The sequence below is a fragment of the Bradyrhizobium sp. SZCCHNR2028 genome (assembly GCF_032380995.1).
In the GTDB taxonomy this organism is placed as follows: domain Bacteria; phylum Pseudomonadota; class Alphaproteobacteria; order Rhizobiales; family Xanthobacteraceae; genus Bradyrhizobium.
This window is the reverse complement of the sequence record NZ_JAUHJF010000013.1, coordinates 60,592-85,154: the sequence shown is the minus strand read 5'-3', so window position 1 is coordinate 85,154 and position 24,563 is coordinate 60,592. Positions and strand designations below refer to the sequence as shown.

The following is a 24,563-nucleotide window of genomic DNA, read 5'->3' as shown; positions in this document are numbered from 1 at the left end:
CCGCAGTGTATGCGGCCGGTTCGGCAATAGGCTTGGAACAGACGACCATGGCGATCACGCTCTCAGCTTCCGATTCCGCGCTCGCGGAAGCGCCGCGCCCGGTGCTGCTGACACCGTCACAGGTATGGGGCATCGTCATGCTTGCCCCCTACTTGCTCGTCTTCCTTGCCTTCGTCGTCTATCCCGTCGGCTACGGCCTGTGGCTCGCCCGCGAGCCGGCCAGCTACGTCGCGCTGTACAACGACCCCATCTTCGCGCGCGCCGCCGTCAACACGCTGATCTTCCTCCTGGTCGGCATCAATCTGAAGATGGTGATCGCGCTGTTCCTGTCCGGCTTCTTCGTGCAGCAGCGCGGCTGGATCAAATGGCTGTCGGTCATCTTCATCCTGCCCTGGGCGGTGCCTTCGATCCCGACCATCCTGTCGGTGCGCTTCATGCTCAATCCCGAATGGGGCGTGGTGAACCAGCTGATCTTCAAGTTCACCGGCGAAGATGGCCCGAACTGGCTGAACGACCCGACGGTCGCGCTGTCGATGGCGATCGGCATGCACATCTGGAAGTCGCTGCCGTTCTGGACCTTGATCCTGATGACCGGGCGGCTGGCGATTTCGCACGATTTGTTCGAGGCGGCCGAGGTCGACGGCGCCACCTGGTGGCAGAAGTTCCGCTACATCACCTGGCCGTCGATGCAGACGCTCTACATCACCTGCACGCTGCTCTCGATGATCTGGACGCTCGGAGACTTCAACAGCGTCTATCTCCTGACCGGCGGCGGTCCGGCCGATCTCACCCACGTGCTGGCGACGCTCGGCATCCGCTATCTCCGGCTCGATCAGCTCAGCCTCGCCATGGCCTCGATCGTCTGCGCGATGCCGCTGGTGCTGCCCCTGGTCTATTTCATGATGAAGCGGTTGTCGCGATGAAGCTCCCCACCCTCCGCGAAGTCGGCACCGAGGCCCGGCTGCTGCTGATCGGCATTCCCGTCTTCATCTGGACGATGATCCCGATCTACCACATGTTCCTGTTCGCGATCTCGCCGAAGGAGGACGCGTTCTCGGGCAAGCTGTGGCCGGGCCATCCGACGCTGCACAATTTCTCGATCGTGTTCCACCAGCAGCATTACTTCCTGCGCGATTTCTGGGTCCAGTTCGGCAACTCGGTCGTGATCGCCATGGCCGTGGGCGCGCTGACACTGATCATTGCGACCTGTGCGGCCTATGCCATCTCGCGCCTGCGCGTGCCTGGCAGCCGGGTGGTGATGAACCTCGCGCTGTTCACCTATTTCATCCCCGCCGCGTTCCTCGCGGTACCGATGTATCGCACCATGGGCAAATACGGCCTGCTCAACAACGACTGGTCGCTGATCCTGGCGATGGTGACGATTGCCTCGCCCTACGCGATCTGGGTGCTGAAGCAGGCCTCCGACAAGCTGCCGGTCGAGCTGGACGAGGCTGCCGTCATGGACGGCGCCAGCCCGCTGCAGATCTTCCGCCTCGTCTATGTACCGCTGATGATGCCCTCGCTGGTCGCGATCGGAACGTATGCGGTGCTGCTGGCCTGGAACGAATACCTCTACGCGTTCCTGCTGCTGTCGAACGACAAGGATATCACGCTGCCCGTGGCGCTCGGCAACTTCCTGGCCGCCGACGATTCGCCGTGGGAGCTCCTGATGACCACCGGCTTCATCTACGCGTTGCCGCCCGCGGCGGTCTATTACGCCTTCAAGCGCTACATGGTGGGCGGCCTCACCGCCGGCGCCGTGAAGTCGTGACGGAGCGATGAGGGTCGGATTTCGTCAGGGACGGTTCGAGGACGCTTCGCGGCCGAACTGGGATGGCGACGGGCCGCGCCCGATCGACTGGTTCACTTGGTATCCAGCCGCCAATGGCGCCGTGGAAACGGCGCTCGCTATCGCACCTTGGCCGGAGGGTTGGTTCAAAGCGGGACCAGCGGCTTTGAATGCGCCGCTCGCTGCAAGCGCGGGCGCCTGTCCTCTCGTCGTGTACTCTCACGGCACCGGCTGCAACGGCCTGCAGTTCGAATGGCTGGCGCGCGAGCTGGCAAGCCGCGGCTTTGTCGCGGTCGCCGTCAATCATCATGGCAACAGCAATGCCGAGCCGTACCGAGCAGAGGGCTTCCTCTGCTCATGGGAACGCCCACGCGACGTGTCCTTGCTGATCGACCACATCGTGGCTCATCCCGATTTCGAAGGCCGCATCAACCTCGACCGCATCTACGCCGTCGGCTATTCGCTCGGCGGCGTCACGGCCGCCGCCCTGCTCGGCGCCATCATGATCCGCTCGCCGTTCGAGCCAGGCGCCAATCTCGGCCGCGGCCCTCGCGAGTTTCCCGATCTCGTCGATCATCTGCCGCGGCTGATGGAGAAGAGCCCAATCTTCCGCGACTCCTGGGCGCGCATGTCCGCATCCTATCGCGATCCCCGCATCAAGGCGGCGCTGCTGCAGGCGCCGGGGCGCTCGGTGCAGGGCTTCTCCGAGGACAGCATCGCCGCGATCAACGTCCCGACGCGCATCATGGTCGGCGGCGCCGATGCGCTGCTGCCGGCCTCACGCTGGCTGCATGAGCGACTGAGCGGTAGCGCATTCGAGATCGTCGCCGACGACGCCGGGCACTACGTCTTCCTGCCGGAGAGTACCGAGCTCGGCAAACAGAGCGATCCGGCTTGCTGCGTCGACCCGCCATCCGTCGACCGCGGCACGATCCATCGCGCGGTCGTCACCGCCGCCTTGCGGCTGTTCTCGCGTTGATCAATGCTGTCTCAGCATTCTCCGTCATTATAGCGGAGCTGCGCTCTCGCCGCGATCACTCGACAGCTTCGAGGCCAGCGACGCGATGATGATCACCACGGCAATCAGCCCGATCACCAGCGTGCAGATCGCATTGATCTCCGGCTTCACCCCGAGCCGAACCTCGGAATAGATCCGAATCGGCAGCGTCGCCGAACCGGGGCCGGTGGTAAAGCTCGCGATCACGAGATCGTCGAGCGACAGCGTGAAGGCCAACATCCAGCCCGCGACCACCGCAGGCGCGATCAGCGGCAATGTCACCATCACGAACGCGTGCAGCGGATCGCAGCCGAGATCCATCGCGGCTTCCTCCAGGCTGCGGTCGAGCGAGACCAGCCGCGACTGCACGACCACGGCAACGAAACACATCGTCAGGGTGGTGTGGGCGATCGTCACCGTCCAGAAGCCTCGCTCGGCGTCCAGCGCCACGAACAGCAGCAGCAGCGACAGGCCGGTGATCACCTCGGGCATCACCAGCGGCGCATACAACATGCCGGAGAACAGCATGCGGCCGCGAAATCCCTGGCCACGCGACAGCGCCACCGAAGCCAGCGTCCCGAGCACCGTCGCCGCGGTGGCCGAGGTGGCGCCGACGCGCAGGCTCATCCAGGCCGCATCGATCATGGCGCGATCGCTGAAGAACTCGTGATACCAGCGCAGCGACCAGCCGCCCCACACAGTGACCAGGCGCGAGGCGTTGAACGAGTAGATCACCAGGATCAGGATCGGGAGGTAAAGAAAGGCGAGCCCAAGCGTCAGCGACGCGACGTTGAAGCGCGACAGGCGGGAGGGATTAGGCACGATCTCCTCCTCCCTCAATCCCAGTGAAACCTTCTCCGTTCCCTCCCCCCTTGTGGGGGAGGGTCAGGAAGGGGGGCACCCAGCAAAGACCGCCAATGCGGACCCCCACCCCCAACCCCTCTCCGCAAGGGGGAGGGGAGCGAGAGAGCGTGCCTTGCTGTGCGCCATCCATCACCTGCTCTCCTCCAACTGCCGGCGCTGCAGCCGGTCGTAGAGCAGAAGCGGCAGCAGCAGCACGACCAAGAGGACCACGGCGATGCTGGAGGCCACCGGCCAATCCTTGTTGGTGAAGAATTCGAGCCAGAGCGTCTGGCCGATCATCAGCGATTTCGACCCGGCGAGCAGATCGGGAATGACGAACTCGCCGACCACCGGGATGAAGCACAGCAGCGCGCCCGCGCCGACGCCGGGCAGCGACAGCGGAAACGTCACCAGCCAGAAGATCTCACGCGGCGAGGCGCCGAGATCGGCGGCGGCCTCCTCCAATGCCGGCTCCAGCTTGGTCAGCGTCGCGAACAGCGGCAGGATCATGAACGGCAGATAGGAATAGACGATGCCGACATACATCGCGCTGTCGGTCGACAGCCACACCACCGGCGTGGACACCAGATGCAGCGCGAGCAGGATCTGGTTCAGGAGGCCGTCATGCTGCAGGATGTTGACCCAGGCGTAGATGCGGATCAGGAACGAGGTCCAGAACGGCACGATAACCAGCATCATCGCGATGCCCTGCCAACGCTTCGGCAGGCGCGCCATGCCATAGGCGATCGGGTAGCCGATCAGGAGCAGGATCGCGGTCGACGTCGCCGCGACGACGACGCTGCGCAGATAGGACGCGAGATACAGATCGTCCGACAGCAGCAGACGGAAATTGTCGAGCGACAGCGCCGCAAATGCATCCCGGAGCGACGACAAACCATCAGCCAGCGAGAACACCGGCGTATAGGGGGGCTGCGCGATCGCGGTCTGCGACAGGCTGATCTTGGCGACGAAGGCGAACGGCACCAGGAAAAACAGCACCATCCAGACATAGGGCGCGATCGCCGCAAAGCGGGCCGGACGCGAGAAGATGCGGCGCGCGCTCATCGCTCCAGCACCAGGCAATCGTCGGGCGTGAACCAGGCGACCACCCGCTGGTTCAGGCCATAGCCGTCGGCATCGAGCCGGGCGGTGTTGGCCTGCGCGGCGTGAAGCACGGCGCCGCCGTCGAGCTTGATCTTGTATATGGTCTTGCCGCCGAGATAGCTCGCATCGGTGATGGCGCCCTCGACACAATTGATCGCAGCAGCATCGCCGGCCGGTCGACGGAGCGCGAGGCGGATCTTCTCCGGACGGATCGCGACCGCGACCTTGCTCTCGCTGATCGGAGCCATCGGCTGCGCCACGACCAGCTCACCCGCAGTGTGGGTCACGACCCTGAGCCGGAGCGGCTCCCGCGCGGTCACCTCGCCCTCGAACAGATTGATGTCGCCGACGAACTCCGCGACCCACCGCGACGCGGGCTCCTCATACAGACGTCGGGGGACCGCGACCTGCTCGAGCCTTCCCGCGTTCATCACCCCGATCCGGCTCGCCACCGTCATCGCCTCCTCCTGGTCGTGGGTGACGATGATGAAGGTCATGCCGAGCTTGCGCTGCAGCTCCATCAGCTCGACCTGCGTGCTCTCGCGCAGCTTCTTGTCGAGCGCAGCCATCGGCTCGTCGAGCAGCAGCACCTGCGGCCGGCGCGCCAGTGAGCGCGCCAGGGCGACGCGCTGCTTCTGCCCGCCCGAGAGCTGATCCGGCTTGCGCTTCTCCAGCCCTTCGAGCCGCACCAGCGCCACCATCTCGGCAACGCGCGTGGCGATCTCGGCGCGCGGCATGCCGGCGCGCTTCAGGCCGAAGACGATGTTGTCGCGCACGTTCAGATGCGGGAACAGCGCGTAGTTCTGGAACATCATGTTGACGGGCCGCTGATGCGGCAGCACCTGCGCGATGTCCTCGCCCGAAAGCAGGATGCGCCCTTCATCCGGCGTCTCGAAGCCGGCCAGCATGCGCAGCAAGGTCGTCTTGCCGCAGCCGCTGGGGCCGAGCAGCGCGAAGAACTCGCCGGCGCGGATGTCGAGCGAGACGCCGTCGACGGCGCGGAAGCTGCCGAATGTCTTGACGAGGTTCTCGATCCGCAGGATCGGCGGCTGAGCATCGGGACGCGGTTCCGGCGCTGGTGATGCTGCCGGCTCTCCGGCAGGCGCTGGGTTTGCGATGTCGTCAGCCATGTCCCGATCAAATCACCCTGCCCGGCCACAACGGCCGACCGGTCGGCAAGCTAGCCGCCCACGGATTGCAGCTCAACCGCGCGGGCCGGACTATCCCCGCTCGCGTCAACGGCCTGCGGCGTGCCCCGGCCACAGGCCGCAGTGGTCATGAACGCAGCGAGCGCATCGCGTTCGGCAGCGGGAAGCGTCAGACCCAGCTTGGTCCGCCGCCACAGCACGTCGTCGGGAAACCGCGCCCATTCGCGCGCCATGAGGTAGCGGACCTCCGCCTCGGTCAGCTGCGGCCCGAACGCCTGCCCGAGATCGGCCCGGCACCTCGCCTCGCCAAGGATCTCCGCCAGCCGGGTGCCGTAGGCGCCGAGCAGCCGCCGGGCCTCGGCTTCGCTGAGAAAGCGCCAGCGCTCCCGTGCGTCATCGACGAGATCCTCGAACCGGTCCCAGGCGAAGTCGCCACCCGGAAGCGGCGCTCTCGCAGTCCAGCGTGGCGACATCGGATAAAAGCGCGCGAGGCGGGAGACCGCCTGCTCGGCCCGGTGCCGGGCTGTCGTGACGTCGCCGCCGCACATGGTCAGGAGCGGCGCCTTGGCGCGGCCAGCATCGAGGCTCACGACCGTTTCCAGCCGCCCGCTGTCGGCGGCGCGCAGCACCATCATGTTGGCGCCGGCCACGCTCCGGACCACGTCTGCAGGCTGGATGTCCGAGCGGAAATAGCGGTTCGCCGCCTTGCAGAGATAGGCCACGTCTGCCGCCGGCACCGCCACCACGGCTGGGTCGCCCTTGAAGCCGTGGACCACCGTGCCGATCAGGGTGAAATCCTGCTCGTAGGGCTGGGCAAAGATCAGCCGTCCATCCGAATTCTGAAACACGTAGACCGCTTCGACATCGAACAGCCGCGGCACGATGATCTGGCTGACCTGCCGCGCGGTGACCCGCGGCGGCGGCTGACGCAGCACGGTCTCCGCCGTCGAGACGCTCCACGCGCCGGTGGCGTTGGCGAGCGCGCGCGAGGTGACGATGCGTCGATGGCCGCGGTCGATGATGGCGAGACGCCATATATGGTCGCGGTCGGCCCGCACGCAGCGGGCGCCGGTGCGGATCGCCGCGCCGCGCTCGGCAGCATCCATCGCGGTCAGGACCACCAGGCGGGAATCGTCGACCACGCAATCGGAATAGTCGAATGCCGTCCCGATCGGACGCTTCAGGGCATCTCCGATCGGATGATGCGTGACGTCGAGCGCCGACGCTGCCGGCAGCCGGTTGCGCGCAGCGAGGCGGTCGTAGAGCCAGAGTCCTGCGCGCAGTTGCCATGGCGGCCGCTCATTGGCGTGAGCTGGAATAGCAAAGCGGATCGGTCGGACCAGATGCGGCGCGACCGTGAGCCAGACGTCGCGCTCGGCAAGCGCGCGGCGCACGCGCAGAAAGCTGCGGCGCTCCAGCGCTGCGAGATCCCCATGCACCAGCCGCGACGTGGCCGACGAGGCGGCGCCGCCGAGATCGCCCTGCTCGACAAGGAGCACGCGCAGACCGCGGCCAGCCGCATCACGCGCCAGGCTGACGCCGTTCAGACCTCCACCGATGATCGCAAGATCGTAGTCCGCCATACGCAAGGTCTTCGAGCGTGCCAGGACGAACGATCGTAGACCGGCGGAGATGATTCTCGTAGCGGCTTAGCTGTCATGCGCGCGGATAAATTCGCGCTGTTGCGCAACGGCCTCTGACCACGAGTGCCCGGTCAGCCGGTCTTGCGAACGGACGCGTCGTCGTCGTCGTGAGCGCGACCGACGATGCCGTCGTATTTGTCGATCGGCAGGGGCTTGCCAAGCAGATAGCCCTGAACCGAGTCGCAGCCCTGCTCGGCGAGGAAGCCGAGCTGCTCGGGCGTCTCGACGCCTTCCGCCACGATCGACATGTTCATGCCGTGACCCAGACCGATGACCGCACGAATGATCGCCGCCGATTGCGGGTTGCGGCCGATATTCATGACGAAGGCGCGGTCGATCTTGATCTTGTCGAACGGGAAGGCCTGCAGGTAGCTCAGCGACGAGTAGCCGCTGCCGAAATCGTCCATCGAGACGCGAACGCCGAGCGCCTTCAGCCGGCGCAGCAGCGCGACACCACGATCGAAATCCTCGATCAGCACACCCTCGGTAATTTCGAGCTCGAGCCTGCCAGGTGCGAGCCCCGTCTCGAGCAGGATCGAATGGACCAGTGCGACAAGGTCACCATGAACGAACTGGGCCGGAGACAGGTTGACCGCGACCTGCAGCGGCTTCGGCCACGACGCCGCCTCGCGGCAGGCCTCGCGCAGAATCCACTCGCCCATCTCGACGATGAGGCCGCTCTCTTCCGCGAGCGGAATGAAGTCGCTCGGCGGCACGAAGCCGCGGACCGGGTGCTGCCAGCGCGCCAGCGCCTCGAAGCCGATGATCTCGCTGGCGTCGACCGTGCGGCCGGAGGCGGCCTGCGGCTGGAAGTACAGCGAAAGTTCGCCATGCTTGATCGCGACAGACAGCTCCTGATGCAGAACGCGGCGGTCGCGAATCTGCTGATCCATTTCAGGCTCGTAGAAGGTGATGCTGCCGCGCGATTTGGCCTTGGCGCGGAACAGAGCGGCACCCGCATTGGCGAGCAGCGACGCCGGATCCGAACCATTGTGCGGGAACACCGAGATGCCCGTGGTCAGCGCTGTGCGAATCGACTTGCCGTCGATCTGGAAGTCCACCGCGATCGCCGCCGCCAACTGCTCGGCCAGCGCCCTGCCCGTCTCCGGTTGCTTGCCGTCGATGATCAGCCCGAACTCATCGCCGGAGAGACGCGCGACCACCCCGCCCCGGGCAACGGCATGGACGCGGCGGGCGACCTCGATCAACAGCTTGTCGCCGATGGCGTGGCCGAAGACGTCGTTGACGTCCTTCAGGCCCTTGAGATCGACGTTCAGGACCGCGAACTCCTCGTCCGTGTCCGCGCAGGCCTCGATCATCTGGCTCAAGGCCTGCAGGAACGCGGCGCGGTTCGGCAGATCGGTCAGGCCGTCGTGATAGGCCATGTGCGCCATCCGCGATTCGGTCTGGCGCCGGTCGGTGACGTCCTCATAGGTCTTGATCAGATATTGCGGCTCGCCGGTCTCGCCCAGCACGGTTGCCCGTCGGGTCAGGAACAGCCGCAGACCGTCTTTGGTCGAGATCGGATGTTCCTCGGTCAGAAGGCTGCGCTTCTTGATAGCGGCTTCGTCGCGCGCCATGATCAGTCTGGCCTCGCGCGGATTGAAAATGTCGGCGGCGGTCAGGCCCGTGGCATCCTCGCGCTTGCGGTTGAGGATGATCTCAGCGCTGCGGTTGGCGAGCAGATAGCGGCCGTCGCTGACGCTCTCGACGATGAGCGAGACCGGAATGTTGTCGACGACCAGCTCCAGGAACTTCTTGCTGTTCTCCAGCTCGCGGCTCAGCGATCGCCGCTCCGTGGCATCGTCGAACAGCGCGATGAGGAACTGCGGCTCGTTCTTGTCGTTGCGTGCAACGACCCGATGGGCTTCGAGGATGCGCTTGTCGTTGCCGCGTTGAACGACCAGCTCGCTGCAATAGGTGGTGCCGGGCGCCAGCATCGCTTCGCGGTCGGCAGCCGCGATGTCGGCCGCGGTCGCGTCGCCGAAGAGGTCGCTTGGGCGCCGTCCGATGATCTGATCTCGCGGCATCCGAGAGAACTGCTCGAATGCTCGGTTGGCGAAGATGTAGCGGCCGTCGTCGATGTTCTTGACGGCGACGCAGACGGGAACCTGATCGACCACCGATTCCAGGAACTGCTTGGTCGAGGCGAGCTCGCGCTCCAGCCGGCGCTGCACCGTGCAGTCTTCGTGGATGCCGATCGATCCGCCGGTCGGAAGACGGAATATCTGGGCTCGCACCACACGTCCGCCGGGCAGCTCGGTCAGGCACCCGTCCGGCTCTCGCGCCTGGCGCGCATAGTCTTCGACCGTCAGATTGAGCAGGCCGCGCTGCCGCCGCAACTCGACCAGATCCCGGCCGGTGCAACCGGGCGGAATGTCGGCCCGGCTCATGCCGTAGATTTCGAGGAAGCGATGGTTGTAGAAGACGACGCGGTTGGCGGCGTCCGTCAGCATCAATCCCTGGCTCAGATTGTTGAGCGCGGAGCTGATGAAAACATTACGCCGCAGTTGTGCCCGCTTGGCGCGCCGCAAGGCCGAATGGATCCAGATCACGACCGAGGCGAGGAAGGCGCAGACGACGACCCCGGCGATCAACACTTCCCAGAGCACGTCCGGCTCGATGGTGCCCAGGTAGCCGGAGGGCGAGAAATCGGACGACGCAGCCCAGGCGCGCGTCGGCGCAGCCGCCCACGCTGCCATGGCGGCCATCGAGGCCGCAACGACGCACGCAGAAAACGCGTTTCGGTCGCTCGCCTGCCAATTCTTGCCAGCCATCAATCACCCGCGGTATTCGGCGACAGTATCTGGCTTCACCTATTGGGATCGGGTAAACGGGTTCGGCAAACTTCGAAAAAGACGAAGCAAATTTGGTCAATGGCCTCCCTATGATGAACGGTTTGCTAAGGGCGTGCGCACTCCGGACCGAGGCTCCACCCACCAGGGGTTGCAGCAAACCATGATTTCTCCGAATCGTCTCAGGACCGCGCATGGATAGAGTGGATTGCGTCGTCGTGGGCGCCGGCGTCGTCGGACTTGCCGTCGCACGACAGCTGGCCCGCGCCGGGCGCGAGGTCATCGTTCTCGAGGCGGCCGAGGGCATCGGGACCGTCACTTCGTCTCGCAACAGCGAAGTGATCCACGCCGGCATCTACTACAAGGCCGGGAGCCTGATGGCCCGCTTCTGCGTGGCCGGCAAGCGCATGCTTTACCGCTATTGCGACGAGCATGGCGTGCCCTACCGCAATTGCGGCAAACTGATCGTTGCAACCAATCCGGCCGAGACCGAGAAGCTGCAGGGCATCCGCGCGCACGCCGAAGCCAACGGCGTCGAAGGAATGCGGCTGCTGGCTGGATCCGAAGCGCTGGCGCTGGAGCCGGCCCTGGCCTGCGAGGCGGCCCTGCTGTCGCCGTCGACCGGCATCATCGACAGCCATGCCTTCATGCTGTCGCTGCGCGGCGAGATCGAGGACGCCGGCGGCGCCTTCGCCTTCCACACGCCGCTGCTGCGGGCCAAGGCAGCCGGAGAATCAATCGAGGTCGACGCGGGCGGCGCGCAGCCGATGACGCTGAGCTGCCGGCTGCTGGTGAACGCTGCCGGCCTCGACGCGCCCGCGGTGGCCCGGCGGATCGACGGCATGCCGTCGCCGCTGGTGCCGACGACCTATCTCGCCAAGGGCAACTATTTCAGCTGCAGCGCCCGGGCACCGTTCAGTCGGCTCATCTACCCGGTGCCGGAACCGGGCGGGCTCGGCGTTCACCTCACGCTCGACATGGCAGGCCAGGCCAGATTCGGCCCCGACGTCGAGTGGATCGACCGCATCGACTACACGGTCGATCCGGCGCGCGCCGAGCGCTTCTACCCGGCGATCCGCAAATACTGGCCGTCGCTGCCGGATGGGGCGCTGATGCCGAGCTATTCCGGCATCAGGCCGAAGATCGTACCGCCGGCCGTGGCGTCGCAGGATTTCGTCATTCAGGGCCCGCGCGATCACGGCGTGCCCGGACTCATCAATCTGTTCGGAATCGAATCGCCTGGATTGACGTCATCGCTCGCGATCGCGGCTCACGTCGGCGATCTCGCCTCGAGCTGAAGACCCTCGATATCGCGATGAACAGCCTGTCGCGATAGACACGCTGGGAGACAACGCAGGCAGATGCGTTCGCGTCGTCGCGTATCGAAACTAAGTCGTGTATCGTAACTAATTCGATTGAAGTTGCGTCTGGGATGGACTCGTCGCCATCCCAGGCGCACGGTCTTGCGATCAGATGATACGGCGGATGATGGTCACATGTCAGTGAAGTGTTTCGCTGGTTACCTGTCTCAAGCGCTCGATCTCATCCTTCACCATCAGTTTGCGTCGCTTCAGTTCGGCAATTCGCAGGTCGTCCGTCGATGGATGCAGGAGAGCTTGATGCAATTCGTTTTCAAGAACTTTATGCTTACGCTCCAGTTCAACGAGATGCGCCTGAATAGCCATTCGAAACCTCCTCGGTAGGTGAACCTGAGATTCGACCAGGGCTAATGAGTGTACACTAGTCGCTTGACCTGTCGATGGGGCCAAAAGACCGCACATGCAAATTTGAGCGCCGTGTGTAACGAAGCGTGAGCTGATCCGGGCGAATCTAACGCCGGCGCCAACCTGAAATTCACGGGACAGCTGCACGGATCTTGAGGGGGGCGACTTGCTTATCAGCTTCGCAGGCGCAATATTTGCGCCCGCCTTCGCAAGGCTTTCCACTTCCTTCCGCTTTTTTGCTATCATAGATCATGGCTGACCAAGACGAGCGCGAACTGCAGGCCGAACTCGCGCGCCTGCAGCAGGAGCACCGCGACCTCGACGCGGCGATCGACGCTTTGCATCAATCGCCCGCCCCCGATTTGTTGCGGCTGCAACGACTGAAGAAGCGGAAGCTTCTGCTACGCGATCGGATCGCCTTCATCGAAGACCAGATCACGCCCGACATCATCGCCTGAGGCGAAGCGTCAGCACGGCTGACCGTATGCCCACAGGCAATACGGCGATGCAGGATTTGCCGAAGCGCCTTGACAAACGGAACAAAAAGGGAACAATTGGACCATCCCTCGTAGTCCCCGGACAACAACAAGGATGGTTGTGATGCCCGCCTCCTTCTCCCCACAGGATCGCCTCTACGAACAGGCATGTGACCAAGCCATCGCGATGTGCGACGGCAATCTGCGCTCCACGATCAAGGCGCTGATCATGGCGAACGAGTATCTCGAGCTGGAGCTGCAGGAGCTGCGGGCCGCGATCTCCTGCGGCTGCATGCCCAACACCGCCTCGGACGCCGCGCAGAGCGATGCGGCCTGAGCCCGACGGCCTTTGAGGCTCTCCAGGCGATGACCCATGCACTCGCTCGGAGCTTCGGCGAGAGGTCAGGAGGAGCGTGCAATGCCCGATATCACCTACTACGTCGCGATGCCGTTCAGGCGGGACGAGGGTGGCATGCTGGTCGCGGGAACGGCTGAGGAATGCCAGAGCTCGTCGGCCGCGCTGCGTCGCGCGGAGGCCATGTCGCGCTTATCAGACAATATCGGCGCCATTGCCTTCAGCCGCAGCGGCGATCCATTGAAGGGGGAATTCAGCGACGCCCGGCTGCTGCACAAGTTCGGCGAGTTGCCTGACGATCTCGGCGAGCTGTGAGCGCCGTGTTCCGCCAGCTCGGTCATCGGCGCGGATGGCCGGTGAGCGTCACCGCTTGTCGCCCGGCAGGGTCGTTCGTTACGCGGGGCTCTCGTACCTTCGCTGGGCCTTGCGCATGTACATCGCGCGGTCGGCTTCCTCCAACGCACGTACTGGGTTGACGCGCTTGTCGAGAAGGGCAACCCCGGCCGACGCGCCGGCACGCACGGTCTGATCGCCGAAGGTGAAGGTCAGGCTGTCGATGGCCTGCTCCAGCTCCGCCGCCTTGGCATGCGCCTCCGTCGGGCTGAGGTGCCAAAGCAGCACGCCGAACTCGTCGCCGCCGAGCCGACCGATCACGTCGGAGGATCGGACCCGCTCGCCGAGGACACGCGCAACCGCCTTCAGGACCTCGTCACCGGCCGCATGGCCGAAGGTGTCATTGATGGGTTTCAACCGATCGACGTCGAGCACGACCAGGGCACCGGTCGCATCGTAGCGCTTGATGAACGCGATGGAGCGATGGAGCTCGCGGGCGAAGCCGCGACGATTGAAGATGTCGAGCAGGAAATCGCGCTCGGCGGAGGCCGTGAGCTCGGCGATCCGCGCCTGCGCTGCCCTCAGCTCGGCCTTCAGGCGTCGGATCGTCTGCCGCGTGCCCGCCGGTGCGGAACCAGGTTCAGGTGAGCGCGCGCCCCGAAGAACCCGATGACGGTACCGGGTTCTTCGCTTCCCGGCCCGCCACGCGGCCGCCATGCGCTTCTTTTTCATCGGACACCTGCCGCGCCGTCGTTTGGGCTTGCCGGGCTTAACCAAGACAGGATAGTCCATTCGGGCCTCCATGCCATGGCTTGCCGCTGTCGGGACCGATCCTATACTCCGGCCCATGCTGATGGATTCCCGAGAAGATTTGAGGTTATGACCGCCCCGATCGCCATTATCATGGGAAGCCAGTCGGACTGGGATACCATGCGCCATGCCGCCGACACACTCGGAGCGTTGGGCGTGAGCTACGACGCCCGTATCATCTCGGCGCACCGCACCCCGGACCGACTGTATGCCTTTGCCAAGGGCGCCAAGGCGGCCGGCTACAAGGTCGTCATCGCCGGTGCAGGCGGCGCCGCCCATCTGCCGGGCATGACGGCCTCGCTGACAGAGCTGCCCGTGTTCGGCGTTCCCGTCGAGTCGAAGGCGCTGTCGGGGATCGATTCGCTATATTCCATCGTCCAGATGCCGGCCGGAATTCCGGTGGGAACGCTCGCCATCGGCAAATCCGGCGCCATCAACGCGGCGCTGCTGGCGGCGAGCGTGCTCGCTCTCTCCGATCCCGCGCTCGCCGGCCGTCTGTCGGCCTGGCGCCAGGCGCAGACCAATGCGATCGCCGAACGTCCGGAGGGCACGGCGTGACCGACTCCAATCGGGTGAAGCTCAAGCCCGGCGACACCATCGGTATTCTCGGCGGCGGCCAGCTCGGCCGTATGCTGGCGCTTGCTGCGGCGCGGCTCGGGCTGCGCTGCCAGGTGTTCTCGCCGGACCCGGACTCCCCCGCCTTCGACGTGGTGCTGAACGCAACCTGCGCCGAATATGCCGACGTCGAGGCGCTCGAGCTGTTCGCCAATGACGTCGACGTCGTCACCTACGAGTTCGAAAACGTCCCCTCGGCCGCGGCCATGGTGCTGGCGGCGAGGCGCCCGGTGCTGCCGCGCCGCTCGGCGCTCGAGACGACCCAGGATCGCCTCACCGAGAAGGATTTCGTCACCTCGCTGGGCATCAGCACCGCGACCTATGCCGACGTGTCCTCGGTCGCCACCTTGCGCGAAGCCGCGTTCCGGATCGGCTTGCCGGCCGTGCTGAAGACGCGTCGGTTCGGCTATGACGGCAAGGGCCAGATCAAGATCCGGCCGGGTGACGATCTCGAGCGGATCTGGGCCGAGCTCGGCACCAAGTCGGCGATCCTTGAGGCGTTCGTTCCGTTCGAGCGCGAGATATCGGTCGTGGCGGCCCGAGCGGCCGATGGACAGGTCGAGTGCTTCGACGTCACCGAGAACGAGCATCGCGATCACATCCTGAAGGTGTCGCGGGCGCCGGCGCGCATCCCGGATGCGCTCGCCGACGAGGCCAGGGACATTGCGAGCCGGATCGCCACGGCCCTCGATTACGTCGGGGTGCTGGCCGTGGAGATGTTCGTGGTATCGGATGGTCCCACTCCAGGCGTCCTGGTCAACGAGATTGCACCGCGGGTGCACAATTCCGGCCACTGGACCCTCGATGGCGCCTCGATTTCCCAGTTCGAACAGCACATCCGGGCGATCGCCGGTTGGCCGCTCGGCAAGCCGCTGCGCCACGGCCACGTCACGATGACGAACCTGATCGGGGACGAGATCGACAGCTACGAGCAGTGGCTCACGGTTCCCGGCGCGACCGTGCATCTCTACGGCAAGGGCGCCGCTCGTCCGGGCCGCAAAATGGGGCATGTGACCCAGGTCTCGCCACTGCCGCCGAGGCAGGGCTGAAATAAACCGCTCCGGCGAGGTTAAACTTGCGGTCAAGAGCCCGTCAGCGGGTGGACAGCGACGGTGTCCTCTGATACACGGGCGCGCTCAAGGTTAAGGGCGCGGGCATTTGCCAGCCCTGGCTTCACCAGATTTCAAACCGATAGACTGAGAAAGAGGATGCCGCGTGCAGGTTCTCGTTCGCGATAACAATGTCGATCAAGCCCTCAAGGCGCTCAAGAAGAAGATGCAGCGTGAGGGCATTTTCCGCGAGATGAAGCTTCGCGGCCATTACGAGAAGCCGTCCGAGAAGAAAGCCCGCGAGAAGGCCGAAGCCGTGCGCCGTGCGCGCAAGCTGGCCCGCAAGAAGTTGCAGCGTGAAGGCCTGCTGCCGATGAAGCCGAAGCCGGTGTTCGGCGCTGGCCCCGGCGGTGACCGTGGTGCTGGTCGTGGTCCGGGCGCAGGTGCCCGTCCCGGCGCGCCGCGCTGATCTGGCCACTTCAATTTGACGTCGTCTGAAGCGCGGGCCTTTGGCTCGCGTTTTTGTTTTGGGCGCTCCTTTTTGATTTTGCGCCTCTGGCCATCCGGCGACCGGATTGAATCCGGGTTGCTGCGCCCGCCCCTCGCATCGCTGCAGAGCTCGCCACTCCAAAGAAAAAGGCGGCAGACCGGCCAGGCCCACCGCCTCGATCACGTCCGCGAACGATTCGACCGGCTATTTCGGCAGCACTGAGTGGAACACCGATTTCGCCGCCGACATCATGTCCTGCGCCACGCTGGACATCTGGTCCTTGATCGATGGATCAGTCTTGTCGGCGCGCAGGTCGAGCGGACGCAACTGCTGGACAGGGATCTCCGCCGGCGGGGTCGGGCGCCCGTCCGGCTGCAATGATCCCGTGTAGGTCGGGCTCGAGGCCGACGGCAAGGCAAAGCCCTGCTCGGCCGGTGGCGCAGAGACCGTCACGGGAGGCGGCAGCGGACGGACCGGCGACACCTGTGGCGCGACGGTCGCGATGCGCGGGGTCTCGCCAGCGCCCCGGGCTGCGTCGCTCGACGGCTTCTCGACAGCCGCCCTGCCGGCACCTTCGCTCGCGCGCAACCGCTCGATCGCCGCGCGGGCGAGATCAGCAGCATCCCGGCGATCGTCCTGCTGGGCCGCTGGGGCCTCGGCCGGAGTACCGCGCGCAATCAGCTTTTCCCGCGGCGACCCGGGATGGCGCGCGGCCTGCACATCGGTCGGGAGGCTCGCTGTTTCGGTCGGCTTCACTTCGACGGCCTTCTCCGCAGCCTTGTCGGCGAGCGACTTCTCCGAGACCCCCTTGGCCTTGATGCCAGGAGCGGGAATGCTGGAGACCTCCGTCGACGTTTCCGCCGGCTTGGCGTCGGACTTGGGATCGGCCTTCGCTTCCAGCTTGGCGGGGTCGATCCCCTTGCCCGTGGATTTCGGAGCGTCGCTCTTTGAGCCGGTGAGCTTGGCGTAGGCAGCCGACGCCACCGCCGCCACGGTCGATGGCGGCGAGTCGGGCTTGGTATTGATGTAGTGGTTGACGATGTAGGCCCCGATGATGGTGGCAACCACCGACGGGACGATCTCCATGGCGAACTTTGTGAGATATTTCAGCATGCTGACCACTCCCGCGCGGTATTTGCGGGAACTTTGAGGCACAATTAAGGGACCATCCCAGTACCTTCCGGAGCCCGCAACCTGCGATCCCTGCAGGCGCAACCGCCGAAAAGTTGTTCTCCTGAAGCCCTTTGAGACCGAAGCCGTGCTGCAATCCAAGATCGTATGGGCGCTGCCAACTGCTTCCGGATCGCCGGCTCAAGATACCACAATCAGCGGCATCCCGGTAAACAAATGGTTACGGCTTCAATTCAACTTCGAGGAAAACGATCTCGGAACCAGTCTCATTCAGTACATCGTGTTCGACACCGGCTTTGCGGAAATAGGATTTGCCGACCGCGAGCTGCGCCTTCGAGCGCTCGCCGGACGGCGCCACGATCGTCATCTCGCCCGCGGTGACCGGCACGATCACGTAATCCATCTCATGAACGTGGCGCCCCGTGGCACTGCCGGGCAATAGCCGCCACTCCGTGACGCGGACTTCGGGCGTATCGACCTGGACGTCGGACTGGGCGCTGAGCATGGGGGATCTCTTGAATCAGGGGACGAAGAGCAGGAACAGGAATATCGCGAACACCACCATGTGCACCAGCCCGAACAGGATGTTCGTCCGTCCCGTGCCGAAGGTCAGCATGCTTAGGACGAAGGTCAGGACCAGCAGCACTATTCCCTGCGGGTCCAGCCCGAGGACGAGCTGCTTGTCGAGCACATGGGCGGCGACCGCCACTGCCGGGATGGTCAGCCCTATGGTGGCGAGCGAGGAGCCAAGCGCGAGATTGATGCTCTTCTGAAGGTCGTTGGCGCGGGCGGCCGAGAGGGCGGCGATACTCTCCGGCAGCAGGATCAACAGCGCCACGAGCACGCCTGCGACCGCCTGCGGCGCACCCGTTGCGGCAACGCCGGCGTCGACCACCAGCGAGAACTTCTTGGCAAGCAGGACCACAGCGAGCAGTGCGACCAGCAGCAGCCCGACACTGAGCAACAGCTTCGCACGCGGCAGCCGGACATCGTCATCGGCGAACCCAGCCGAGCCGCCGACGAAATAATCCCGATGGCGGGTGGTCTGCGTATACAGGAACACCGCGTAGAGCAGGATCGTCACGACGCTGACGAAGGCGATCTGCACGGCAGAATACACCGGACCAGGCGACGTCAAGGTATAATTCGGCAGCACCAGTGTGATGGTTGCCATCGTGAACAGTACGCTGAGATACAGATTGGCACCGGAGACCAGCACGTCCTGCTCGCGATAGCGCAGGCCGCCGATGAAGATGCAGATGCCGGCCAGGCCGTTGCACACGATCATGACGACCGCGAACACGGTGTCGCGGGCCAGCGCGGGCGCAGCCTTGTCGCCGAGCATGATGGTGGCGATCAGCGCCACCTCGATCACCGTCACCGCCAGGGTCAGGAGCAGCGTGCCGAACGGCTCGCCGATCTCATGCGCGATCACCTCGGCATGGTGCACGGCCGCGAACACCGTGCCGAACAGGATCACCAGCAGCACCGCGGCGAAGACCACGCCGGCGGCCGAAGGCGTGAAGTCATAATGCGTCGCCGTGACGATCGCGACAAGCGCGACCGCCAGGCCGGGAAAGATCACCGATGATGCGGGCGTTGCGCCCTTCACGCTCATGATTCGCGTCCTTCGATCCGTTCTGTCCGACTATGCGCGACAGCGAGGCGATCGTCACGCGGTCCGGCCGTGACAGGGTCAACCAGGGCGGTCTCTGAAAGTGCCGTCGATCAGGTCAATGCGGGCTGAGCAGCGGATGGATCGGAAGCACGGTCAGCAGCACGAACAGCGGAATGAGGACGGCACCTGCCCGCAGCATGTAGCCGAAGAAACTCGGCATCTTGATGCCGCGCTCATTGGCGATCGCTGCGACCATGAAGTTCGGCGCGTTTCCAATGTAGGTCAGCGCACCCATGTAGACGGCGCCCATCGAGATCGCCGCCAGCGTGCCCGAGAGTTCGCCCATCAGCACCTTGGGATCGCCGCCCGCCAATTCGAAGAACAAGAGATAGGTCGGGGCATTGTCGAGGAAGGCCGACATCAGCCCCGTGAACCAGAAATAGGCGACCTCTCTCGGCGCGCCGGCGGGTGTCGTCACGGCATCCAAGAGCCAGCCGAACGAGCCACTGCGCCCCGCGTTCAGCATGGCGATGACCGGGACGATCGCGGTGAAGATCGCCGCGAACAGCTTGGCGACCTCTCGGATCGGCTCCCAGTTGAACCCGTTCGCCTCGCGGTGCTCGTCCGGCGTGAGCCAGAGCGACAGGCCGGCGATCGCCACGAGGATGGCATCGCGCACGAGGTTCTGAAGCTCGACATGCGTGCCGAAGACGTCGAAGGAGATGCCTGGCTTCCAGGTCGCCGAGAGCAGCGTATTGGCAACGATCGCGGCGATCAGAACGATATTGATGAGGCCGCGAATGCGCACCGGCTCCTTCGCTACGAACGCTTGCGACGCAAGCTTCTCCGCTCGGAAGCGCCACCAGTCGATAGCGGCAAAGACGATGAGCAGCAATCCGGCGACGATCGCGGTCTGCAGCCAGAGGTGTTGCGTCGTCCAGAAGAAATCGACGCCGCGCAGAAAGCCGACGAACAGCGGCGGATCGCCCAGAGGGCTGAGCGCGCCACCGACATTGGCAGCCAGGATGATGAAGAAGACCAGCACGTGCACGTTGTGCGGCCGCGTCAGATTGGCGCGGATCAGCGGACGCACCAGGATCATCGCGGCGCCCGTCGTGCCGACCACGCTCGCGATGATCGTGCCGAGAGCCAGGATGGCCGTATTGGTCGCCGGCGTACCTCTGATGTCGCCGGTCACCAGGATGCCGCCGGCGACGGTGTAGAGCGCAAACAGCAGCACGATGAAGCTGAGATACTCCGCGAGCAGCGCGTGGATGAAGGACGCGAGCGAGACCGCCAGTCCCGCCTGCCAGGTCAGCGCCGCCAGCGTCACCACGGCCCATGCCAAGGCGATGTTGCCGTAATGGTGATGCCAGAGGCGGGCAAACAGCAGCGGGCCGAGCGCGATCGATAGCAGCAATCCCGCAAACGGCAGCGCGAACGGCCAGGTCATCGCAGCGCCATCGAGGCCGGCGGCTGCATACGCGGGGATCGGCAGACCTGCGACGATCCCGACTACAAGCAGAGCTGGCCACCGACCGAGGACATTACGGGCTGTCGATGAAACTCTTGGCCGTACCTGTCGCACCATAGAAATCCAGATCATTATGTCCGCCGTCGGGAAACCGTACGAAGCGCTTGGGGTCATGCGCAAGCGCGAACAATCGTTCCCCGAAGCGGATCGGAATCCCCGGATCTTTGGCGCCATGCATGATCAGCAGCGGCACATGCACCTTGGCGATGCGCTGATCGGATTGGAAGCGGTCGCGCATCAGCAGGCTGACGGGAACCACTTTGAGCATGTCGGAGGCGACGTCGACCGTGGACGTATAGGGCGCCTCCAGGATCAGCCTGGCGATGGGACGCTCAGCGGCGATCCCGGCGGCCACGCCGCTGCCCAGTGAAAAGCCCCAAGCCACGATGCGCTCCGCCGCGTAGCGCTCGCGCGTGAAGGCATAGGCGGCTGCGGCATCCTGAAGCAGCCCCTGCTCACTGGGGTTGCCGCTCGAGCCTGCATAACCGCGATAGGACAGCGCGACGAGGCCGGTCCCGTCGGAGGTCAGCGCCTTGAAGCGCGAGACCACGCCGGCGAGGAAGTCGCCATTGCCTGGGAAATACAGCACGACCTTGCGGCCGGGCTGCGCCGGTACATGCCAGGCGATGACCTTCTCGCCGTCGGCCGAGGTCAGCACGTGCTCTTCAGCCTGCGGAAATCCGGCCGCGTCCGGCGCGGTGCGACCGACCGGCGGGATCGGAAACAGCATCGCGCGCTGGCGCATGAACAGCACAGCAAGCACGGTGGCGTAGATCGCCACCACGACGATCAGGAGCCATTTCAGGACCGCCATGGCTCCCAATAATGCCAGCTACATGCCCTTGACGATGTTCTCGGTCATCTTCTTGGCGTCGCCGAGCAGCATCATCGTGTTGTCGCGGTAAAACAGCGGATTGTCGATGCCGGCATAGCCCGAGGCGAGCGAGCGCTTGATGAACATCACGGTGCCGGCCTTCCAGACCTGCAGCACCGGCATGCCGTAGATCGGCGAGGACTTGTCCTCCTCAGCCGCCGGGTTGGTGACATCGTTGGCGCCGATCACGAAGGCGACGTCGGCCTGGGCGAATTCCGAGTTGATGTCCTCGAGCTCGAACACCTCGTCGTAGGGGACGTTGGCCTCGGCGAGCAGCACGTTCATGTGGCCGGGCATGCGGCCCGCGACCGGATGAATGGCGTACTTCACCTCGACGCCTTCCTTCTTCAGCGTGTCGGCCATCTCGCGCAGCGCGTGCTGGGCCTGGGCCACCGCCATGCCGTAGCCGGGCACGATGATCACCTTCGAGGCGTTCTTCATGATGAAGGCCGCGTCGTCGGCCGAGCCGAGCTTGGCCGGCTTCTGCTCACCAGTACCACCGCCGGCCGCTGCGGTCTCGCCGCCGAAGCCGCCGAGGATGACCGAGATGAAGGAGCGGTTCATCGCATGGCACATGATGTAGGACAGGATCGCACCGGACGAGCCGACCAGCGCGCCGGTGATGATCAGCGCCGAATTGCCGAGCGTGAAGCCGATACCCGCCGCGGCCCAGCCCGAATAGGAGTTCAGCATCGAGATCACGACCGGCATGTCGGCGCCGCCGATCGGGATGATCATGAGCACGCCGAGCGCCAGCGCCAGCAGCGTCACCATCAGGAAGTCGAACCCGCCGCCCGTCATCACCAGACGGACCACGAAGAAGACGAGCGCAACGGCGAGCGCAATGTTGATCATGTGGCGCGCCGGCAGGATGATCGGCGCGCCGCTCATCCGTGCCGAGAGCTTCAGGAAGGCGATGACCGAGCCGGTGAAGGTCAGCGCGCCGATGGCGACGCCGAGCGACATTTCGACCAGGCTCTGCGGATGGATGTTGCCGGGCGTACCGATGTCGAAGGCTTCGGGCGCAAAGAACGCGCCGGCGGCGACCAGCACCGCGGCCATGCCGACCAGCGAGTGGAACGCCGCCACGAGCTCGGGCATCGACGTCATCGGCACCCGGCGCGCGATCACCGCACCGATGCCGCCGCCGATCGCAACGCCGAGGATCACGAGGATCCAGGCGATCGCATCTGCCGGTGGATGCCCGGCCAGCGTGGTCGCGACCGCAATCGCCATGCCGGCCATGCCGAAGAAGTTGCCTTGCCGGCTGGAGGCCGGACTCGACAGCCCGCGAAGAGACAGGATGAACAGCACACCTGCCACGAGATAAAGGAGTGCCGACAGATTGGCGTTCATTGCAGATGCCCCGTTGTGCCTGTCATCCCGCGTCGTGCGGCGTTGTTACTTGGACTTCTTCTTGTACATCGCCAGCATGCGCTGGGTGACGAGGAAGCCGCCGAAGATGTTCACGCAGGCGAAGATCAGCGCGATGAAGCCGAACGCCCGCGCCAGACCGCTGCCGCTCGACAGCATGGGAACGCCGACCGCCAGCAGCGCGCCGACCACGATCACCGAGGAGATCGCGTTGGTCACCGACATCAGCGGCGTGTGCAGGGCCGGCGTCACCGACCACACCACGAAATAGCCGACGAACACCGCCAGCACGAAGATCGACAGCCGGAAAACGAAGGGGTCGACGGCTTGGACGACATGTTCCATGGCTCTGCTCCTTAGGCCTTCGGCTGGAAGTTCGGGTGGACGATGGCGCCATCCTTTGTCAAAGCCGTGGCCTTGACCAGCTCGTCGTCCCAGTTGACCGCGAGCGCCTTCTCCTTCTTGTCGATCATGGTCTCGATGAAGGAGAACAGGTTGCGGGCGTAGAGGCTGGAGGCGGAAGCTGCGACCCGGCCGGCGAGATTGGGGTAGCCGATGATCTTGACGCCGTCGATCTCGACGGTCTCGCCGAGCTTGACGCCCTCGACATTGCCGCCACGCTCGACCGCGAGGTCGACCAGCACCGAGCCCGGGCGCATCGACTTCACCATCTCCATGGTGACGAGGCGCGGCGCCGGACGGCCGGGAATCAGCGCCGTGGTGATGATGACGTCCTGCTTCTTGATGTGTTCCGCCGTCAGCGCCGCCTGCTTGGCCTGGTACTCCTTGGACATCTCCTTGGCGTAGCCGCCGGCCGTCTGGGCGTTCTTGAACTCCTCGTCCTCGACCGCCAGGAACTTGGCGCCGAGGCTCTCCACCTGCTCCTTGGTGGCCGGCCGCACGTCGGTCGCAGAGACCATGGCGCCGAGCCGGCGCGCGGTCGCGATCGCCTGCAGGCCGGCGACGCCGACGCCCATCACGAACACCTTGGTCGCCGGCACGGTGCCGGCCGCGGTCATCATCATCGGGAAGGCGCGGCCGAAGGCCTCGGCGCCCTCGATCACGGCGCGGTAGCCGGCAAGGTTGGCCTGGCTCGACAGCACGTCCATCACCTGGGCGCGGGTGATGCGCGGCATCAGCTCCATCGCGAAGGAGGCAATGCCGGCATCGGCCATGGCCTTGAGCGCCGCGTCATTGCCGTAAGGATCCATGATCGCGAACACCAAGGCGCCGCGCCGGTAGTTGGCGAGTTCGGACGCTTCCGGCCGCTTCACCTTGATGATGATGTCGGCATCCTTGAGCGCGTCCGCGCTCACGGTTGCGCCCGCCGCCGTGAATTCCGAGTCCGGCAGGCCGGATTTGATGCCGGCGCCGGGCTCGACCGCGATCTCGGCACCCAACGCCTTGAACTTCTTCACCGTGTCGGGAGAGGCGGCAACCCGCGGCTCCAACGGGTCGATTTCCTTGGCGACGGCAATCTTCATGAGGCCTCCGGCGCGAATGCGCGCGCGAGCTTTAAGAGGGCGGGACGTCCATGGGCTACAGCATGACGCCAAGTTAGCACTTGGCTTCGGCAGTCAGCTGAAGGCCCGCCGGCGGGGATGCCGGCGGGCCGAGAGCGACATTAAGCGAGGAAAATAGCCATCAAGATGACGATGAGAGCGACGCTGATCGTGCCGTACTTCACCAGCTTGATGAAGCCCTCGTAGGTGGCCTCATGCGCCACATAGTCGTTGCCGTCAGCCGTCGAGTAGGCGATCTCGCCATGGTTTGCCATCGGGGTCCCCCAGAGAAATATGCTTTGTTAAGGTCGCATACCCCAAAGCCGATGCAAGGGCAACGGCTGGCATGCAAGGCAGTT

The 24,563-nt window shown here is 65.0% G+C and carries 26 protein-coding genes; 10 read left to right on the top strand and 16 right to left on the bottom strand.

Going from position 1 to position 24,563, the window contains the following annotated elements:
- The first annotated feature begins 47 nt into the window (after window positions 1-47).
- The 3 genes from QX121_RS20560 to QX121_RS20550 are packed head-to-tail and all read left to right on the top strand — an operon-like array spanning window position 48 to window position 2,768.
- Complete coding sequence (locus tag QX121_RS20560) at window positions 48-923, top strand: sugar ABC transporter permease (RefSeq protein WP_315736354.1); 876 nt, start codon at window positions 48-50, stop codon at window positions 921-923.
- A complete protein-coding gene (locus QX121_RS20555; RefSeq protein ID WP_315812896.1) occupies window positions 920-1,771 on the top strand; it encodes a carbohydrate ABC transporter permease in 852 nt (283 codons plus the stop codon). The genes QX121_RS20560 and QX121_RS20555 overlap by 4 nt, the downstream gene beginning before the upstream one ends.
- Window positions 1,772-1,778: 7 nt before the next feature.
- Entirely contained in the window at window positions 1,779-2,768 is a 990-nt protein-coding gene (locus tag QX121_RS20550) for an alpha/beta hydrolase family protein (RefSeq protein ID WP_315812895.1), read from the top strand.
- A 27-nt stretch (window positions 2,769-2,795) separates the two neighbouring features.
- Here QX121_RS20550 and QX121_RS20545 read toward each other — a convergent pair whose 3' ends face one another.
- From QX121_RS20545 to QX121_RS20525, 5 genes are all read right to left on the bottom strand, one after another.
- On the bottom strand, window positions 2,796-3,608 hold the full coding sequence (locus QX121_RS20545) for an ABC transporter permease (RefSeq protein WP_315812894.1): 813 nt from the start codon (window positions 3,606-3,608) through the stop codon (window positions 2,796-2,798).
- Window positions 3,609-3,779: 171 nt separating this feature from the next.
- Window positions 3,780-4,694 carry an ABC transporter permease gene (locus QX121_RS20540; protein ID WP_315812893.1) on the bottom strand — a complete coding sequence of 305 codons (915 nt, stop codon included), beginning with the start codon at window positions 4,692-4,694 and terminating at the stop codon, window positions 3,780-3,782.
- A complete protein-coding gene (locus QX121_RS20535) occupies window positions 4,691-5,863 on the bottom strand; it encodes an ABC transporter ATP-binding protein (protein ID WP_315812892.1) in 1,173 nt (390 codons plus the stop codon). Before QX121_RS20535 ends, QX121_RS20540 begins: the two co-directional genes overlap by 4 nt.
- Before the next feature lie 50 nt (window positions 5,864-5,913).
- Window positions 5,914-7,464 (bottom strand): glycerol-3-phosphate dehydrogenase, encoded by a 1,551-nt coding sequence (locus QX121_RS20530; RefSeq protein ID WP_315812891.1) that lies wholly within the window; start codon window positions 7,462-7,464, stop codon window positions 5,914-5,916.
- 131 nt (window positions 7,465-7,595) lie between these two features.
- Entirely contained in the window at window positions 7,596-10,301 is a 2,706-nt protein-coding gene (locus QX121_RS20525; RefSeq protein ID WP_315812890.1) for an EAL domain-containing protein, read from the bottom strand.
- A 212-nt stretch (window positions 10,302-10,513) separates the two neighbouring features.
- Between QX121_RS20525 and QX121_RS20520 the strand changes: the two genes are divergently transcribed.
- On the top strand, window positions 10,514-11,617 hold the full coding sequence (locus QX121_RS20520) for an NAD(P)/FAD-dependent oxidoreductase (RefSeq protein WP_315812889.1): 1,104 nt from the start codon (window positions 10,514-10,516) through the stop codon (window positions 11,615-11,617).
- Between the two features lie 201 nt (window positions 11,618-11,818).
- Here QX121_RS20520 and QX121_RS20515 read toward each other — a convergent pair whose 3' ends face one another.
- Window positions 11,819-12,004: a YdcH family protein gene (locus tag QX121_RS20515; protein ID WP_315736346.1), complete on the bottom strand. Its 186-nt coding sequence runs from the start codon at window positions 12,002-12,004 to the stop codon at window positions 11,819-11,821.
- A gap of 290 nt (window positions 12,005-12,294) precedes the next feature.
- Between QX121_RS20515 and QX121_RS20510 the strand changes: the two genes are divergently transcribed.
- The 3 genes from QX121_RS20510 to QX121_RS20500 all read left to right on the top strand — a co-directional run bounded on the left by QX121_RS20510 (window position 12,295) and on the right by QX121_RS20500 (window position 13,189).
- Window positions 12,295-12,501 carry a YdcH family protein gene (locus QX121_RS20510; RefSeq protein ID WP_009028242.1) on the top strand — a complete coding sequence of 69 codons (207 nt, stop codon included), beginning with the start codon at window positions 12,295-12,297 and terminating at the stop codon, window positions 12,499-12,501.
- Window positions 12,502-12,643: 142 nt separating this feature from the next.
- Window positions 12,644-12,856 carry a hypothetical protein gene (locus QX121_RS20505; protein WP_315736345.1) on the top strand — a complete coding sequence of 71 codons (213 nt, stop codon included), beginning with the start codon at window positions 12,644-12,646 and terminating at the stop codon, window positions 12,854-12,856.
- Window positions 12,857-12,937: 81 nt separating this feature from the next.
- The gene (locus QX121_RS20500; protein ID WP_315736344.1) at window positions 12,938-13,189 is read left to right on the top strand and encodes a hypothetical protein; all 252 of its coding nucleotides are present in this window, start codon (window positions 12,938-12,940) and stop codon (window positions 13,187-13,189) included.
- Window positions 13,190-13,267: 78 nt separating this feature from the next.
- Here QX121_RS20500 and QX121_RS20495 read toward each other — a convergent pair whose 3' ends face one another.
- Window positions 13,268-13,999: a GGDEF domain-containing protein gene (locus QX121_RS20495; protein WP_315812888.1), complete on the bottom strand. Its 732-nt coding sequence runs from the start codon at window positions 13,997-13,999 to the stop codon at window positions 13,268-13,270.
- A gap of 87 nt (window positions 14,000-14,086) precedes the next feature.
- Here QX121_RS20495 and purE point away from each other — a divergent pair, with 87 nt between their 5' ends.
- The 3 genes from purE to rpsU all read left to right on the top strand — a co-directional run bounded on the left by purE (window position 14,087) and on the right by rpsU (window position 16,150).
- A complete protein-coding gene (purE, locus tag QX121_RS20490; protein ID WP_315812887.1) occupies window positions 14,087-14,575 on the top strand; it encodes a 5-(carboxyamino)imidazole ribonucleotide mutase in 489 nt (162 codons plus the stop codon).
- A complete protein-coding gene (locus QX121_RS20485) occupies window positions 14,572-15,681 on the top strand; it encodes a 5-(carboxyamino)imidazole ribonucleotide synthase (protein ID WP_315756070.1) in 1,110 nt (369 codons plus the stop codon). The genes purE and QX121_RS20485 overlap by 4 nt, the downstream gene beginning before the upstream one ends.
- A 166-nt stretch (window positions 15,682-15,847) precedes the next feature.
- Window positions 15,848-16,150 carry a 30S ribosomal protein S21 gene (gene rpsU, locus QX121_RS20480; RefSeq protein WP_011924350.1) on the top strand — a complete coding sequence of 101 codons (303 nt, stop codon included), beginning with the start codon at window positions 15,848-15,850 and terminating at the stop codon, window positions 16,148-16,150.
- Between the two features lie 225 nt (window positions 16,151-16,375).
- On the opposite strand, the gene QX121_RS20475 is transcribed toward rpsU, so the two are convergent.
- From QX121_RS20475 to QX121_RS20435, 9 genes are all read right to left on the bottom strand, one after another.
- A complete protein-coding gene (locus QX121_RS20475) occupies window positions 16,376-17,284 on the bottom strand; it encodes a hypothetical protein (RefSeq protein ID WP_315812886.1) in 909 nt (302 codons plus the stop codon).
- Between the two features lie 238 nt (window positions 17,285-17,522).
- Window positions 17,523-17,807 (bottom strand): cupin domain-containing protein, encoded by a 285-nt coding sequence (locus QX121_RS20470; RefSeq protein ID WP_315717559.1) that lies wholly within the window; start codon window positions 17,805-17,807, stop codon window positions 17,523-17,525.
- Between the two features lie 15 nt (window positions 17,808-17,822).
- Window positions 17,823-18,920, bottom strand: coding sequence for an ionic transporter y4hA (locus QX121_RS20465; protein WP_315756068.1), 1,098 nt, complete (start codon window positions 18,918-18,920; stop codon window positions 17,823-17,825).
- Between the two features lie 115 nt (window positions 18,921-19,035).
- Window positions 19,036-20,373, bottom strand: a complete 1,338-nt coding sequence (locus QX121_RS20460; RefSeq protein ID WP_315812885.1) for a sodium:proton antiporter — start codon at window positions 20,371-20,373, stop codon at window positions 19,036-19,038.
- 94 nt (window positions 20,374-20,467) lie between these two features.
- Window positions 20,468-21,268, bottom strand: a complete 801-nt coding sequence (locus QX121_RS20455) for an alpha/beta hydrolase (RefSeq protein ID WP_315812884.1) — start codon at window positions 21,266-21,268, stop codon at window positions 20,468-20,470.
- Window positions 21,269-21,286: 18 nt separating this feature from the next.
- A complete protein-coding gene (locus QX121_RS20450; protein WP_315812883.1) occupies window positions 21,287-22,684 on the bottom strand; it encodes an NAD(P)(+) transhydrogenase (Re/Si-specific) subunit beta in 1,398 nt (465 codons plus the stop codon).
- Between the two features lie 45 nt (window positions 22,685-22,729).
- Window positions 22,730-23,047: a proton-translocating transhydrogenase family protein gene (locus tag QX121_RS20445; RefSeq protein ID WP_284420324.1), complete on the bottom strand. Its 318-nt coding sequence runs from the start codon at window positions 23,045-23,047 to the stop codon at window positions 22,730-22,732.
- Window positions 23,048-23,058: 11 nt separating this feature from the next.
- Window positions 23,059-24,186 (bottom strand): Re/Si-specific NAD(P)(+) transhydrogenase subunit alpha, encoded by a 1,128-nt coding sequence (locus tag QX121_RS20440; protein WP_315812882.1) that lies wholly within the window; start codon window positions 24,184-24,186, stop codon window positions 23,059-23,061.
- A 140-nt stretch (window positions 24,187-24,326) separates the two neighbouring features.
- Complete coding sequence (locus QX121_RS20435) at window positions 24,327-24,479, bottom strand: aa3-type cytochrome c oxidase subunit IV (protein ID WP_315736334.1); 153 nt, start codon at window positions 24,477-24,479, stop codon at window positions 24,327-24,329.
- Between the last annotated feature and the right edge of the window lie 84 nt (window positions 24,480-24,563).